At 46.4% G+C, this 14102-nt stretch carries 16 protein-coding genes and 1 pseudogene; 9 read left to right on the top strand and 8 right to left on the bottom strand.

The genetic code is table 11. The annotated features are described in order from the left end of the window. The first annotated feature begins 90 nt into the window (after positions 1-90). Complete coding sequence (locus tag BA724_RS00780; RefSeq protein WP_069936790.1) at positions 91-819, top strand: DnaD domain protein; 729 nt, start codon at positions 91-93, stop codon at positions 817-819. Here the strand turns inward: BA724_RS00780 and BA724_RS00775 are convergent. The 7 genes from BA724_RS00775 to BA724_RS00750 all read right to left on the bottom strand — a co-directional run bounded on the left by BA724_RS00775 (position 751) and on the right by BA724_RS00750 (position 7184). Next, on the bottom strand, positions 751-2088 hold the full coding sequence (locus tag BA724_RS00775) for a (Fe-S)-binding protein (RefSeq protein WP_069936789.1): 1338 nt from the start codon (positions 2086-2088) through the stop codon (positions 751-753). The genes BA724_RS00780 and BA724_RS00775 overlap by 69 nt on opposite strands. Further along, a complete protein-coding gene (glcD, locus tag BA724_RS00770; protein WP_069936788.1) occupies positions 2085-3497 on the bottom strand; it encodes a glycolate oxidase subunit GlcD in 1413 nt (470 codons plus the stop codon). The genes BA724_RS00775 and glcD overlap by 4 nt, the downstream gene beginning before the upstream one ends. An 86-nt stretch (positions 3498-3583) precedes the next feature. Further along, complete coding sequence (locus tag BA724_RS00765) at positions 3584-4657, bottom strand: CdaR family transcriptional regulator (protein WP_069936787.1); 1074 nt, start codon at positions 4655-4657, stop codon at positions 3584-3586. 156 nt (positions 4658-4813) lie between these two features. Continuing rightward, positions 4814-5011 (bottom strand): hypothetical protein, encoded by a 198-nt coding sequence (locus BA724_RS00760; RefSeq protein WP_069936786.1) that lies wholly within the window; start codon positions 5009-5011, stop codon positions 4814-4816. 173 nt (positions 5012-5184) lie between these two features. After that, positions 5185-5325 carry a hypothetical protein gene (locus BA724_RS18405; protein WP_169818471.1) on the bottom strand — a complete coding sequence of 47 codons (141 nt, stop codon included), beginning with the start codon at positions 5323-5325 and terminating at the stop codon, positions 5185-5187. A 5-nt stretch (positions 5326-5330) separates the two neighbouring features. Then, a complete protein-coding gene (hemG, locus tag BA724_RS00755) occupies positions 5331-6713 on the bottom strand; it encodes a protoporphyrinogen oxidase (protein ID WP_069936785.1) in 1383 nt (460 codons plus the stop codon). Positions 6714-6725: 12 nt separating this feature from the next. Then, positions 6726-7184, bottom strand: coding sequence for an OsmC family protein (locus BA724_RS00750; RefSeq protein ID WP_069936784.1), 459 nt, complete (start codon positions 7182-7184; stop codon positions 6726-6728). 175 nt (positions 7185-7359) lie between these two features. Between BA724_RS00750 and BA724_RS00745 the strand changes: the two genes are divergently transcribed. The 8 genes and pseudogenes from BA724_RS00745 to BA724_RS00715 all read left to right on the top strand — a co-directional run bounded on the left by BA724_RS00745 (position 7360) and on the right by BA724_RS00715 (position 11592). Further along, positions 7360-7665, top strand: a complete 306-nt coding sequence (locus BA724_RS00745; RefSeq protein ID WP_069936783.1) for a hypothetical protein — start codon at positions 7360-7362, stop codon at positions 7663-7665. A 5-nt stretch (positions 7666-7670) separates the two neighbouring features. Then, a complete protein-coding gene (locus tag BA724_RS00740) occupies positions 7671-8120 on the top strand; it encodes a 2-thiouracil desulfurase family protein (RefSeq protein ID WP_069936782.1) in 450 nt (149 codons plus the stop codon). A 397-nt stretch (positions 8121-8517) separates the two neighbouring features. Next, positions 8518-9387 (top strand): alpha/beta fold hydrolase, encoded by an 870-nt coding sequence (locus tag BA724_RS00735; RefSeq protein ID WP_069936781.1) that lies wholly within the window; start codon positions 8518-8520, stop codon positions 9385-9387. A 35-nt stretch (positions 9388-9422) separates the two neighbouring features. After that, a complete protein-coding gene (locus tag BA724_RS00730; RefSeq protein WP_342669977.1) occupies positions 9423-9767 on the top strand; it encodes a GNAT family N-acetyltransferase in 345 nt (114 codons plus the stop codon). Between the two features lie 11 nt (positions 9768-9778). Continuing rightward, a pseudogene (locus BA724_RS18195) lies at positions 9779-10288 on the top strand (aminoglycoside 6-adenylyltransferase); the annotation flags it as partial. Further along, entirely contained in the window at positions 10274-10426 is a 153-nt protein-coding gene (locus tag BA724_RS18960) for an aminoglycoside 6-adenylyltransferase (RefSeq protein ID WP_083255978.1), read from the top strand. The pseudogene BA724_RS18195 and the gene BA724_RS18960, both read left to right, overlap by 15 nt. A gap of 38 nt (positions 10427-10464) precedes the next feature. Further along, the gene (locus tag BA724_RS00720; RefSeq protein WP_069936778.1) at positions 10465-10923 is read left to right on the top strand and encodes a VanZ family protein; all 459 of its coding nucleotides are present in this window, start codon (positions 10465-10467) and stop codon (positions 10921-10923) included. 462 nt (positions 10924-11385) lie between these two features. Beyond that, complete coding sequence (locus BA724_RS00715; RefSeq protein WP_069936777.1) at positions 11386-11592, top strand: FeoB-associated Cys-rich membrane protein; 207 nt, start codon at positions 11386-11388, stop codon at positions 11590-11592. A 120-nt stretch (positions 11593-11712) separates the two neighbouring features. On the opposite strand, the gene BA724_RS00710 is transcribed toward BA724_RS00715, so the two are convergent. Next, positions 11713-13770 (bottom strand): bifunctional diguanylate cyclase/phosphodiesterase, encoded by a 2058-nt coding sequence (locus BA724_RS00710; RefSeq protein WP_069936776.1) that lies wholly within the window; start codon positions 13768-13770, stop codon positions 11713-11715. Positions 13771-14102: the final 332 nt, after the last annotated feature.

Below are 14102 nucleotides of genomic sequence, written 5' to 3'. Positions count from 1 at the left end.
CGCGTTTTTCTGTTTACTGTAGCGAATTTACGGAAACGGTATCGATTTTTCTTCTTTTTCTATATATAAAAAATAAAAGGAGTTTTCCTCATGTCTAAATTGATTTTTAACGATCGTCCGCTGCTTATTTCACCAAAACTCGCGACTGAAATCGGGTTAAACGAAACGATTATTTTGCAGCAAATCCACTATTGGGTCGACAAAAAGAAACATGTAGTTGAAGGGAAAAGCTGGGTGTACAATACATATGAAGAATGGCAGAAGCAGTTTCCTTTTTGGAGTGTAACGACGATTACCTGGGCGCTGAAAAGCCTGGAGAAGCAGGGGCTTATTTTAACTGGCAACTTCAATACAATGGCATTTGATAAAACGAAATGGTACGCAATTCAATACGACGCAATCGGTCAATTTGACCGGACGAATGAGCCAGAACGAATAAAAGATGCGGTCGCATTGGACAGCCCTATACCAGAGAGAAACAAACAAAAGACTTTAACAGTAGATTTTTCTTTATCGGAACGCGCCAAATTTGAACAGTCACTTGGAAAAGAAAAGGTCAACGAAGCGATTGATATTGCGAAAGCAAAAGGGATTACCACATGGGCATACATACGCAAAATTTTGCGCAATTGGGAAAACGATCGTCAGCGCACAAAAAAACCATTCCGGCAAGAAAAGCTGCCGGAATGGTTTAAAAAACAAGAAACAATGGAAGTGCTGGATGTGAATTTTGAAAAAGACCGTGAAGCGTTAAAGCGGGAACTCGTCGCACGCCTCAAGCAAGAGGTCAACAATGTGGACCGCCCGGACACTTTCTGATAAGCCTTCACGTTCAATGCCAAGCTTCATTTGCAGCAGGCAGCCAGGATTTGCGGTCACAATCGTATGCGCGTTTGTTGCTTTTGCTTTGTCCATTTTATGATCCAAAATCTGCATCGACATGTCGCTTTCGACAATGTTGTAGATGCCGGCGGACCCGCAGCACGAGTCGGCATTGTCCATTTCACGGTACTCTGCGCCCGTGATCGACTGCATTAACACACGCGGGGCGATATGGGTGTGCATGACGTTGCGCAAATGACACGAATCCTGATACGTAATGACCTGTGGATTTACATTTAGCCCAACGCGTTCATGGAAATTCAGTTCAAACAAAATTTGCGTAATGTCTTTTATTTTCGCGGTAAACGCTTTGGCGCGTTCGCTGTAGTCAGGATCGTCTTTTAGGAGATGATCGTAGTCGATTAAAAATGCTCCGCAGCCGCCGGCGTTTGTAATGATATAGTCCGCATTTGTTTGTTCAAATGCGTCGATGTTGCGCTTGGCAAGTTCTTTCGCGCCATCCTTTTCGCCGCTGTGGCCGTGAAGCGCGCCGCAGCAATTCTGCCCGTCTGGAATAACAATGTCGCATCCCGCTTTTTGCAGAAGCTTCACGGTGGCGTTGTTGGTACCCAAAAACATCGTATCCATTAAGCAGCCGGAGAAAAAGGCGACTGTTGCTTTTTTTTCAGCCAGTGCAGTAAAAGAACGCCCACGCTTTTTCATGTCGCTTCGCTTCGGTACAGCAGGAAGGGCGCGCTCCATCGCCTGCATGCTATCTGGAAACAGCTTCATAAAGCCGAGTTTTCGCGCTGTTTTTTGCAAGCCGCTCCGCTGGTAAATGCCGAGCAGGGTAACCGCGTGTTCCATCCGGTTTTGGTGTGGGAACAAGCCTTCAAACACCGTTTTACGGATTGCTTTTGTTGCCGGCTTAAATTCGTTGTGATCGGCAAAAATATCGCGTGCTTCCTCCAAAAGGTGCCCGTAATTCACGCCGGCCGGGCAAACGGGCTCACATGCCCGGCAGCCGAGGCATAAGTTCAGTGACCGTTCAACTTCCTCGTCCGGTGCGATCAGCCCATCATGGACCGCTTTCATCAGTGCGATTCGTCCGCGCGGCGACTGGCTTTCATCAAAGCCTGTTTCGATGTACGTCGGACAAGAGGGGAGGCAGAAGCCGCACCGCATGCAGTTGAGGAGCTCGCCTTCGTCCATCCGCAGACTGAATTGTTCTTGAATCGTTCGTTCTCGTGCTGTCATCGTTGTCATTGTGTCACCACCACCCGTTTTCTCGTTTCTTTTGCAAACATTTTGCCCGGATTCATGATGTTGTCAGGATCAAACGAATGCTTGATTGCTTTCATAATGGCGATGCCTTCGGGACCCATTTTCCATTCCAAGTACGGCGCTTTCATCATGCCGACACCGTGCTCGCCGGTAATCGTGCCGCCGAGTTCAATCGCTTTCGAAAAAATATCCGCAAATGCCGCCTCGACCCGTTCCATTTCGTCATGGTCGCGTGCGTCGGTCGGGCACGTCGGATGCAGGTTTCCGTCGCCGGCATGGCCGAACGTGGCAATGCGCACATTATGTTTTTCTGCAATCTCATTGATCGCTTTCACCATGTTGACGATTTCCGAACGCGGCACGGTAGCATCTTCTAAAATTGTTGTCGGCTTCAGCCGGGCGAGAGCGGAAAGAGCGGCTCGTCTTGCGGTTGTGAGCGCCAGCGCTTCCGCTTCGGTTGCCGCAATCTGTACCGAAACGGCCTGCTCACGTGTGCAGATTTCCGCCATCTTTTCCATATCACGGGCAACGATTTCAGGAGGGCCGTCTTGTTCAATGAGCAGCACAGCTTCAACATCCGTCGGTAAGCCGATTTGGGCAAAATCTTCAACCGCAATGAGCGTCGGCCGGTCTAAAAATTCAAGCGTTGCCGGAATGATTTTCGCCGCGATGATTTCACTGACGGACTTTGCCGCCGCGTCCATGCTGTTATACAGAGCCAGCATCGTTTGTTTCGTTTCCGGCATCGGAATAAGCTTCAACGTCGCTTCTGTAATGATGGCAAGTGTGCCTTCCGATCCGACAAGCAGCCTTGTTAAATCGTAGCCGGCTACATCTTTTGCGAGCTTGCCGCCGGTCCGGATAATGTCGCCATTCGGCAGGACCGCCTGGAGCGCCATCACGTAATCACGCGTCACCCCGTATTTTAAGCCGCGCAGGCCGCCGGAATTTTCGTTAATGTTGCCGCCGATTGTCGAAATTTTCATCGAGCTCGGATCCGGCGGGTAAAACAAGCCTTTTTGTTCCACGGCTTTGATCATGTCGAGCGTAACGACACCGGGCTGCACGGTCACGGTTAAATTTTCTTCATCAATTTCTAAAATATGGTTCATATGTTTAAACAGAAGAACGATGCCGCCTTCAGACGGAACAGTGCCTGCGGCAAGGTTGGTGCCGGAGCCGCGCGGAACAATCGGGATTTTTTGCTCGCGGCAAACGGTTACAATTTGTGACACTTCCTCCGTATTGCGCGGCGCGATAACGGCGTCCGGCATCGACTGGAAGTTCGGTGTTGCATCGTATGAATACACAAGCCGGCCGGCGGATGAAGTGATCACATTTTCCTCGCCGACGATCGTTTTAAACGTGTTCATTGTTTGAGTAGAAATCATCGTGTTCGCTCCTTTTTTTCTATCATAAGGGCTTTTTATAGTGATTCCTATAGAGAAAGATGAGAAAAAAGGGCTTTTTCTTTGATTTATTTTGTATGTTCATCTAAAAAATTTAGCGCAAGGTACGTCGAGAAAGCCTCTTCCGTTTTCCGAACGTCCTGCTTAGTCAACTCCTGCCATTTTTTCAGCCGGTAATGAAGCGTGTTAATGTGAATGTTTAATGTTTCTGCCGTTTGTTTCAGCGACATATTTTGATCAAAAAAAGTCCGTACAGTGTGAATTAATTCATCATGTCCATCCGCTTTCTGCAAAATCCGTTTAACAAACTCCGCTTTTGTTTCAGGGCGGATGTCATGGAGGCAAAGGGAAAGGCGGAGGTCTTGTTCATACATAATACAGCCAGGTTTCGCTGCAAGAAGCGCCCGCTCTGCCTGAGTAAATCCGATCGCTGCTGCTTCAGGCGTTACAATTTGCCCAACCCCGATCCGTCCGCCGGTGAATCGGAGTAATTTATCCAGCTTAAACGGAAGCACTGCCGCATCATCATGAACAGTATGAACGAGGAGGATGCGGTCGTGACCACGGTGGATAAAAAAATCCAGTCCGCGCCCATCATCCCATAAACGTGTCAGCTCGGTCACACTGCTGTATGTAAAAGAGGAATTGATCAAAATAAACTGCTTGTCCCGCATAAGGTCCACTCCGAAAATAGCCGCCCGCTCACGTAAAGGCGGCGACAGTTCATCCGCTTTCAGCCAGTCATACACAAACGATTCCAGCCCGCGCATACGCCACTGCCGCTCTTCAGAATAGTAGCTTTCCTGCACCAACAGCTCGGTCATTTTCCGCAGAAGCTCCCCATATGGCAAAATGGTCTCCGGATCACCGGTAATGCCGATGACGCCAATGACGCGCTTATCAAAAAAAATCGGCAGGTTGAGTCCGTTTTTGACTCCTTTCAGCCGTTTTTCATCTTCCTTATAAATAATCATTGTCCGGCGTTCTTTTGCACAAAGCAGCGCGCCCTCATGAAACGTGCCGACGCGCGATTCATCGGAGCTGGCGATAATGATGCCGTCGATCGATACGATAATGATGTCTTCATCAATAAACTTTTTCACATCTGTAATGATGTTCCGGGCCAAAAACGTTGAAAGCATGTGCTCACCTGCTTTTTCTTCCTAGTGTAGCACACCGAAATGTTCAAAAGAAAAGGAGGAGGAAAAAGCAGTGTCATCATGTTTTGCCAAATATGCGAAAGGTGCTTCGTATCGTTTAGGCGTAAAAACCAGTCTTCTCTTGTTCGAGGGCTGCTTTCAGTCATAACCATTGGTTTCTTTAACGATTGTGCCGGCAAACGCATTATGTGGGAGTTGAGTGCCACTTTGCGCTTTAAAGCGATCCCGGTCCTTGAAATAAACAAGTCCGCTGACGGAATCGCGATATAGAATGCGCTTGATAATCTGGCTGGAGGTCGGCGCCGATCCGTCTTCCCTTTCAAGGACAATCCCCATTTTTTGTCGCCTGTTGTCTGCCCGGTCTTACGCAGCTGAATCCCCACGTTATCATCATGGGGATGATGACAGAAGAGAAAAACTCGCTTTTGGCCTGTTCTCTCCATTTTTCAAAACAAAAAACACATGCTGATTCATAAAAAAAGTGTCCCGCCGGGAGCGGAACACCTTGATTACATGCGCCGGTTTTCGACGCTTTTCATTCGGTTTTGGTCGTCTGGCTCGCGGTTCTTGTCTTTTTGTCGCTCGTTCGCCTCGATTTGCATTTGCTGTGTGTTCTTCACGAATTTTTCATCGTACTGTTTATCATTCATAGAGATCACCCCTTTTGAAAAGTGTCCCCGTTTCCTGAGATCGTATGCGCAATGCTCCGGCCGTTCTGAATGCAGGCGCCGATGCCGACGCCGAAGTAGGAACAGCCAGCCAGATGCACGTTTGGCGAGCGCTCCTTCATTTTGCCGGCAAGCCCTGCTACTGCCTGCCCATGGCCTAAATGGTAATTTGGCATAAGGTTCGTCCATCTTGTTACTTCAATGGTAATGGGTCTTTTGGCAATCCCAAGGCTTTTTCCTAAATCCAGCAGCGCCGCTTTTGTCAGTTCAGCTTCATTCAGGCCGGCAACTGTTTCGTAATGCGGGTTAGAGCTTTTGTAAAAAAGCCGCACGAGGAGGCGCCGGTCTGCTGATGTATGGGTCCATTTCCGACTTGTCCATGTGCACGCATCACACGTCAAATCCGTCCCGTCTGTGACAATAAACCCGGTCCCATCTGCCGGCAGGCGTTCATCCGGTATATCAAAGCCGAGGTACACACTGATGAGCGATGAATTTTTCAATTCGCTAAACTGTTCATCAAGCACTGGATCGGCCATTATTTTTTGGGCCGCGTCATGCGGCACAGCGAGCACAATGTCATCCGCTTCAATGGTTTCGCCTGAACTGAGTGTCACGCCCTGTCCGGACACGTTCGTTACTGCCGTGTCCTTTAAAATGCGCGCACCGGGTGATTTTTCTTCAAGACGGTCAATCAGTACCGCAAGTCCGCCATTAAATGAAATAAATTTCTTGCGCGCTTTGTCGCCGAGAAACGTTTCTTTGTTTGCCGAAAAGCCTTTAATAATGCTGCCGTATTCGTTTTTGTAGTCAAGCAAGTAGGGCAGTGTTGACTTCATCGTCAGCTGATCAAGCCTGCCGGAGTAAACACCGGAGAGAACGGGAGCGATTTGCTTTTCGACGATCTCGCGGCCCAAATAATACGTTAAAAAATCGCCAACGGAATCATCCGGTCCAAACGGATTGTCCGTTTTTTCAAAGTCATTCAGCGCTTCTTGTTTCGCTTGGTCAGAAATGATCGTGCTTTCATTCAGTGATTCCACGCTTGTTGGAATGCCAAACACGGTTTCTTCCGGTATTTTGTGAAGCATGTTATTCGTATACAAGTACGACACGCCCGTTTCGTTATAAACAAGTTTGTCCATCAACCCGAGTTCCTCGACGAGGGGCAGTACGCCAGCATTCCGGGCGACGATTGAATCTGCACCCGCTTCAATTGTAAAGCCATCCTGTGTTATCGTCCGGATTTTGCCGCCAAGCTGTTCGTTTCTTTCCACAAGTACGATGTTCCAGTCCGGATGTTGATTAGTCAGATGGTACATAGCGGTCATACCGGTAATGCCGCCGCCAATGATAACAACTGTTTTCATAAGTTCATCTCCTTAGGAAGATGATAGCACTTTTTCGATGGAAGCCCTCAATTCAATTTCGACATTTCCTTTAACAGCGCGGCTGATCATGCAGGATGTCTCTGCTTTTTCCACCAGTTTGTGCGCTTTTTGAAGGTCTTTTTCGGTCGCATCCGCTTTTAATACAATGCGAGGCTTGTGAATAATTTTTTGATATGTGATAACGCCATTTGTCACATCCACCATACCTTCTGATGTCATTGTGAGTGACTCTTTTTGCAAATTATTTCGTTCCATCATGGCGGCGAGTGTAATAATGTAGCATGTTGCCGCTGCCCCGAGCAACATTTCATCCGGATTCGTCCCGATGCCGGGACCGTTCATTTCAGACGGAATCGACACCGTCGTGTTTAAATTTCCCGCGTTAATCGTGCCGGTATCATTGCGGCCGCCGGGCCAGTCGGCATGTAAGGTGAAAATATGCTCCGCCATTTTGAACCATCTCCTTTTTGTACAGTGTAAATCATTTCAGGAAAAATAACAGATAAGACGTTTTCATTTCCTTTTTATGTTATATTTTCATTGATTAGCGTCAGTCTCCGGGCGCTTTAACGTAGTGAGAGACTGACATGCGAAAAGGCGGCGCACAAAGTGGGGAAATGGATTTTTGCTTTTTATGTGCTTAACAGGATGTGCAAACAGCAATCAGGCAGAATTTGACGGTGAATTTGGGCGGGAAAAACAAGCGGCGTGGGATTTTTTGCAGGAACAGGATTGGACTGTGAGAGCGGAAAAGATGGCCACTGTGAATGTGAAAAAAGAGGTACAGGACGTGGAATGGGTTCGTTCGTCTAATTCAAAAGAGTGGGTGGCAGTGTCGTTTGCGGATGAAAAACCAAGTGTAATAAGTGTACCTGTCATCCTTGTTGATCCAGAAATGAAAGAAGTCGTCGGATATATACCAGGAGAGTGATAATTATGATCTTAGTGAGCTCGTGCCTTGCGGGAATGAAGGTGCGATATAACGGGACGGATCGGCTTGATGAACGCATTCACAAGCTGGTCGAAGAGAAAAAAGCGGTGATGGTCTGTCCCGAACTTCTGGGCGGATTTCAGACACCGAGGCCGCCGGCGGAAATTATCGGAGGAACGGGGGATGATGTGCTGGACGGACAGGCAAAAGTGGTCGATCAGTTTGGCTGTGACGTAACGGATATGTATGTTTCTGGTGCGGAGGAAACACTCAAGATTGCACGCGAAAACGGCGCGACGACTGTTATTTTAAAAGAAAACAGCCCGTCGTGCGGCAGTGGCTTTATTTATAACGGCACCTTTTCAGGAGAAAAAATCACCGGAGCCGGCGTAACGACGGCGCTGTTGCGGCGGCATGGAATTAAGGTTGTGTCGGAAGACGAATTTTTGGCGTGAGCGAGCACAAATTTTTCTGAATGGACACAAAATCGTGATAACTGGACAAAATGAGGTGTGGATGGACAATAAAAAGAGGAGAATTTACAAGAAGAGCAGGGAAGCAGCGGTGTTGTCTTAATTTCTATTTATGGAAAGTAAAAATGAGATCATTGGGGCAGCGGGCGTGTTAGATGAATAACACCCAGTTTATTTTCCTTAAATAGGAAAGGAGAATTGATTGAAAAGGGAGTCATTGCAAAATGAAAAAAAGAACTGCAGCACTCATCATGCTATTTTTTCTGGCCGGTTGTTCGGATCAAACGGGGAAGAACAGTATTATTTGGCACTTTTAGAAGGATGACGGGCTTGACAGGGTCAAATCAACAGGTGCTGAACTGATAAGGGAGGAAACAGATTGAACCGGATTATTGGGACATACGAAACGAACGGCCATGTAACAGAGTATTCGATTATTGGCGACGGGACACCGGTGCTGGTGATGCATGGCGGACACTCCAATTGCTATGAGGAGTTTGGCTACCGGCATTTGCTCGATCACGGGTTCAAAATCATCACGCCGTCGCGGGCGGGATATGGTATGACGACAACAGCTTCCCTTCATGACGCGGTCTGCCGGTATGTGGAGCTGCTGGATCATTTGCAGGTGGACCGTGTGCATCTAATTGGGATGTCCGCCGGAGGGACGAGTGCAATCAAGCTGGCTGCGTTATTTCCAGAAAGAATCAACACTATGACGCTGCAAAGCGCGGTGGTCGGCCGGTGGCTGACAGCGGAACACACAGAATACAAAACGGCACAAGTAATATTTCGGTTTCCTATTGAACGATGGACATGGAGGCTTCTATCAACTTTTGGAAATTGTAGTCCGCGCTTATCATTTAAGCCGATGTTTTCTTCTTTAAGCACACTGCCTTATGAGCAGGCGCAGCATTTAATTTGGGAAGAAGATATTGAAGAGATTCGGAAAATGAATAACCGTCAGCGGTCCGGCAAAGGCTTTTTACTCGATTTGAAAAATTCAGCGCTTCTGCAGAAAGAGGACTTAGCCCGTGTACAGTGCCCGACACTCATCCAGGCAAGCTTGAATGACCGTTCTGTTTCCAATGCGCATGCTTATTTTGCTAAAACTCATATTTCTTCTGCCTCGCTAAAATTTTACAATACGTGGGGGCATTTAATCTGGTTGGGTGAAGGATCGGACAAAGTGAGCAAGGATCTTATTTCTTTTTTACAAGCAGATGATGAAAGGGGTGCTTCACGCTGAATATAATAAAGAATCTTTCCATCGCCAATCATGAAGTGCCGGATTTGCGTGAAAGAATCGGCTGGGACCGACGTGACCAGGACTATCCGATTCTTTTTGAACGCTGTTATTTTTGGGCGGGTGCCCGTTGCGCCAGCGGGAAACTCATTGCATTCGGGTACGTGTGTGGCATGGGACTCCAGCACGGATACATGGAAGACATTCTTGTTCATCCCGATTTTCAGGGAAAAGGAATGGGGAAAATGCTGGTGAAGCACCTGCTGGAAGAAGCCGGACTATTTGGGGTGGAAATCGTTACCCTGACATTCGAAAATGAAAAAGCTTCGTTTTATAAAAAATGCGGATTTGAGATGAGTGGCGGGGGCGTATGGCGTAAATAAAAAAGCGGGGGATGGGTATGCGAAAAAAGCGACGGATGGAACAGGAAATGATGGATCTTCTTTTAGGTTTTGCCGTGAAGGATGAGCGGGTGCGCCTGATGGGGATAAATGGCTCGCGTGTGAACCCGAATGCGCCAAATGACGAATTTCAGGAATATAACATCGTTTATGAGGTCATAGACATGGAATCATTTTTACATAACCCGGACTGGATCGATGTGTTTGGGAAGCAGCTCATGATGCAGACGCCGAAAAACATGACACTCTTCCCACCGCAGCTCGGCGGCCGTAATGCTGTTTGCTGATGGAAAACCGCATCGATTTGACGCTTATGCGACTGTCAGACATCGAACACTATGCGAAAGAAGATTCTCGCTATTTTGCTGGATAAAGATGAGCGAATCTCAGTCATGCCGAGGCCCTCAAACCTTGATTACGGGGTGAAAAAGCCGTCTGCCTCTTTTTAGGAGGACTGCTGCAACGAGTTTCGGTGGATCACAAGCTATGTGGCAAAAGGTTTAGCGCGCGGAGAAAGCGAAGACGTGTGGCGGGCGCTGGTTGCCATGTGCGATTTGTTCCGTCAGACCGCGGTTCGGGTGGCGGATCGTTTTTCATTTTCGTGCCCTTATGAAGATGACCGGCGCATCACGGGCTACTAAAGAAATGGACGGTCCGTAAAGAGAGGGGGAGAAAAAAGATGCGTGTTGCGAAATGGCTTGTTTTTATCGTATATGTACTTGTTATGACGAAATTTATTTTATTAAAGCACATTCCTTCGCAAAACATATGGCAGATGGTGGATATGAGTCAAATCGCTTTCAGATGGCAGTCGGCAAATCTGATACCATTTCGAACGATTGAATTGTATCTCGCTCCATCACCATTAAATCCAGCTATACGGATGCAAAACTTAGCCGGAAATGTCCTGCTTTTTATTCCGTTTGGCGTTCTGCTGCCGCTTTTTATTCATCGCTTCCATAGCATTATCCGTACGACCGTGGGGTCTGCTGCGTTCAGCCTTTTTTATGAAGTGGTTCAGCTTCTATTTGGACTCGGCAGCTTCGATGTGGATGATGTGCTGCTGAATACAATCGGAGGCATGATCGGATATGTTTTGTTTTATGCATGGAGAATAGCAGGAAGGAGCCAAAAATGAAAAAAAGATAGCTGTTTTTTTTATGTCTGTTCATTGTTTTAGCGGGATGCCAGTCGCCAGACAGCCAGCTGACCGAAAAAGCGCAGATTCAGGGACGGCTCCAATCGGAAAACGAAGTAACCGTTATAGCTTAAAAAGAGGGATATAACACGGATGCGGAGACCAGTCATTTCATTAATCTCTTTTTGTGTGTTTAAAAACGGATTCTGTCACTGTTTCGGAAGAAGTCCCTTTACTTTTTGCTCCAGAAGAATGGAAAATTCGGTTAACAGGCGTATTATTTTCACTGATTTAGTGATGAAATTACAGAAAACGAGGGTGGGGTTATGAACATCTTTGTTGCTCTTTCTTAAAAGCATCCGGTTTTATACGCCTAACCTGCTTTTTATTGTATAAAAATTGGTTGTATTTCAAAAAATATTAGTTGATATCCACATAGAGTGGATGGAGAGGAGCAAAAACATGCCGTATTTGATTCTTGCGATGATTATTGGGATCACTGGGTTTTTAATTATCAGAGCTGTTAAAAAGAAAAACAACTCCAAATCGCACAACGACATCAAGCTCGACCGTCCGTTTGATTCGAAATTGGATGCACCGGAATCAGGTACGAAACATTCTATACAATCTGAAGCAAAGCAAGATGATGAACATGCAAAGCGCTTTTAAAGAAATAAACCGCTTGGGCAAAAAATAAAGAATGATCATCATATTAAATATCACAATTTTTTTGTAAGGAAAGCTTGCATAAATAATAACGGCTGTCTCGCAATGGACAGCCGTTATTCATTAAGAAAGTAAATAATTCCCGTCCGGGACAGCTGAAAAGGTTGTCCGCCACTCAGCCAGTTCATCCGGTGTCATTGGCTTGGCATAGTAGTAGCCCTGAATCGTCAGGGAACGTGCTGTCGTCACAAGAAAAAGAACTTGTTCAGCCGTCTCGACGCCTTCGATGACAATATCCAAATTTAACGACTGGCCGAGCGTAATGATGGCGTCTAAGATCGCTGAATCTTTTTCAGATTGCGGAACCCCATCGACGAACGATTTATCGATTTTTAACGTCGTAATCGGCATTTGCCGCAAAAAAGAAAGCGATGAAATCCCTGTGCCGAAATCGTCGAGTGCAACAGAAAACCCTTGTTCCCGAAATAAGCTGATCGCCCGAATCGCACTTTCCGAAGACTGAACGACACTCGTCTCGGTCAGTTCGAGTTCAATCTGGCGTGGATCAACATGGTAATAGTCGAGCGTTTTCTTTAAAACAGCGAGCAGGCGTGATGATGTTATATATTCGCCTGGAATATTAACCGCCACTTTTTGACTGTGTTTCCCACTTTTTCCCCATTCACTAATTTGCCGGGCCACACGGTCAATGACCCAATCGGTCACGTCATCAATGCGATGATGCTGTTCCAGAATCGGAATGAAAATCTCAGGCGACAGCAAGCCGTAAACCGGATGACGCCAGCGAATGAGAGCTTCAAAGCCGTTTAACCGATAAGAATCAGCGGAAATTTTCGGCTGATACACAAGAAACAATTCATCTTCTTTCATTGCACGATCGAGACTCTTTAAAACTTCCTGCTCAAATGAAAACGTGTGAACAGCCGGGTCATACGAAATGACATGATTTGCATACGCCGTTAAAGGATGTTCCAAAACCGCCATGGTGTTCGCATACAGCTGGTCATGCGTATCTGCTCCTTCTATAAAGGAAATGGCACATACAGACGATAAATCAATCCACTTTTCCTCCACTAAAAAAGGTTTCCTCCATTTAAGAGTGATCGCCTCCATTGCCTGCCGGAAAATATCCGGCTCTACTCCTTCGGCAAGAAACGCAAACCGGTTGCCTTCAATTCGGTACAAATCCGTAAAACCAGGATGAGCTTCCCGCAGTTCACAAGCAATTCGCTGAATAACGCGGTCGCCAAACGCATATCCGTATCCACTGTTCATTTTTTCGAAATTGTGGAAATGCCAAATGGCCAGATTGCGGCTTTCGGACGGTTTGTTTAGTATCTTTTCAAATTGACGCCGGTTTGGCAGACCGGTAAGCCCGTCAAAATAACTCATCCTGTAGTCAATATAACGGTCCATGATACTTGAAAATAGCAAAGCACTAAGCAATAAGAACATCCCGATCGAAACCAGTGTGGTCAGCATCGCCATATCCGTGTGACTCACATGACCTTTCATGAGAGAATCAGGTGACGCGTAAAAAGACATTGCTGCCATGCCGGTATAATGCATGCTTGAAATGGCGGTTCCCATCAAAAGAGCGGTGACAATTTGGATACGCCTTTTTTCCATAAGCCGCTGCAAATTCGAAAAAATGTACAACGCAACAAAAGAAACGAGGATCGCAATTGCGATCGACAAAAGAAAGAGCCATATATTGTACATGTACACTGCTTCCATTAACATTGCAGCCATTCCCAAATAGTGCATCAGCGCAATGCCAAAGCCCATCATAAGGCCCGCAAATATAAAAGTGGAAAGCGACTGCTTTGGACGGCTCAATGAATAAAAAGCCAGGAAGGAAGCGAAAACAGGGGGGACAATCGATAGAAAGGTCCATATATGGTTATAGCTAATCGCAACTGGAAGCGAAAAAGCGCTCATGCCGATAAAATGCATCGACCAAACACCGAAGCCCATTGCCATCGACGCCAAAATAAGCCAGATCGACCGGTGTAAAAAAGAGTTTCTGCTTACCCGCTTATTCATAGATAGGGCTGTATATGACGCTAAACACGCAATAAAGATCGAAAGCAAAACAAACGGCACCGAATGATGGCCGGAAAGTTCAATGTATCCTGATGGAATAGACGACGTAAACATAGAGATCCCTCGTTTCTACACAATTCGTACTGTTAATATCGGACGACCTTCACGTTCTCTTTAGAACTATAATTGTATTAGAATGAAAAACAGATAAAATAGGACATAAATTGACGCAAATGGACTTGTAGAAATAAACAGATGGAGGAGTAGGAGTATCCGTTGATGGGAGAACTGGGATCATTGATTAAAAAAATGAGAGAATAAAATGTTATTTAAACAAGAGCCGTTAGACCTTCAAAGCATACTCCTTTTTCCAAGTCTAGCGAACTATTTACCGTATTGCCTTTAAATGCTAAAATCAGCTAAACACATCTTAAGATAGGAGATTA

Source organism: Domibacillus iocasae (assembly GCF_001750285.1).
GTDB classification, from domain to species: Bacteria; Bacillota; Bacilli; order Bacillales; family Domibacillaceae; genus Domibacillus; species Domibacillus iocasae.
Note: the sequence above shows the minus strand (reverse complement) of the source record. Positions and strands in the feature narration are given on the sequence as shown.

What these genes read in the sequence shown, in the direction of transcription:
- BA724_RS00710 (WP_069936776.1), bottom strand. Translation starts at nt 13,770, where the DNA reads ATGTTTACGTCGTCTATTCCATCAGGATACATTGAACTTTCCGGCCAT.
- BA724_RS00765 (WP_069936787.1), bottom strand. Translation starts at nt 4,657, where the DNA reads ATGCTTTCAACGTTTTTGGCCCGGAACATCATTACAGATGTGAAAAAG.
- BA724_RS00720 (WP_069936778.1), top strand. Translation starts at nt 10,465, where the DNA reads ATGCGTGTTGCGAAATGGCTTGTTTTTATCGTATATGTACTTGTTATG.
- BA724_RS00775 (WP_069936789.1), bottom strand. Translation starts at nt 2,088, where the DNA reads ATGACAACGATGACAGCACGAGAACGAACGATTCAAGAACAATTCAGT.
- hemG (WP_069936785.1), bottom strand. Translation starts at nt 6,713, where the DNA reads ATGAAAACAGTTGTTATCATTGGCGGCGGCATTACCGGTATGACCGCT.
- BA724_RS00715 (WP_069936777.1), top strand. Translation starts at nt 11,386, where the DNA reads ATGCCGTATTTGATTCTTGCGATGATTATTGGGATCACTGGGTTTTTA.
- BA724_RS00780 (WP_069936790.1), top strand. Translation starts at nt 91, where the DNA reads ATGTCTAAATTGATTTTTAACGATCGTCCGCTGCTTATTTCACCAAAA.
- BA724_RS00760 (WP_069936786.1), bottom strand. Translation starts at nt 5,011, where the DNA reads ATGGGGATTGTCCTTGAAAGGGAAGACGGATCGGCGCCGACCTCCAGC.
- glcD (WP_069936788.1), bottom strand. Translation starts at nt 3,497, where the DNA reads ATGATTTCTACTCAAACAATGAACACGTTTAAAACGATCGTCGGCGAG.
- BA724_RS18405 (WP_169818471.1), bottom strand. Translation starts at nt 5,325, where the DNA reads ATGAATGATAAACAGTACGATGAAAAATTCGTGAAGAACACACAGCAA.
- BA724_RS00750 (WP_069936784.1), bottom strand. Translation starts at nt 7,184, where the DNA reads ATGGCGGAGCATATTTTCACCTTACATGCCGACTGGCCCGGCGGCCGC.
- BA724_RS00740 (WP_069936782.1), top strand. Translation starts at nt 7,671, where the DNA reads ATGATCTTAGTGAGCTCGTGCCTTGCGGGAATGAAGGTGCGATATAAC.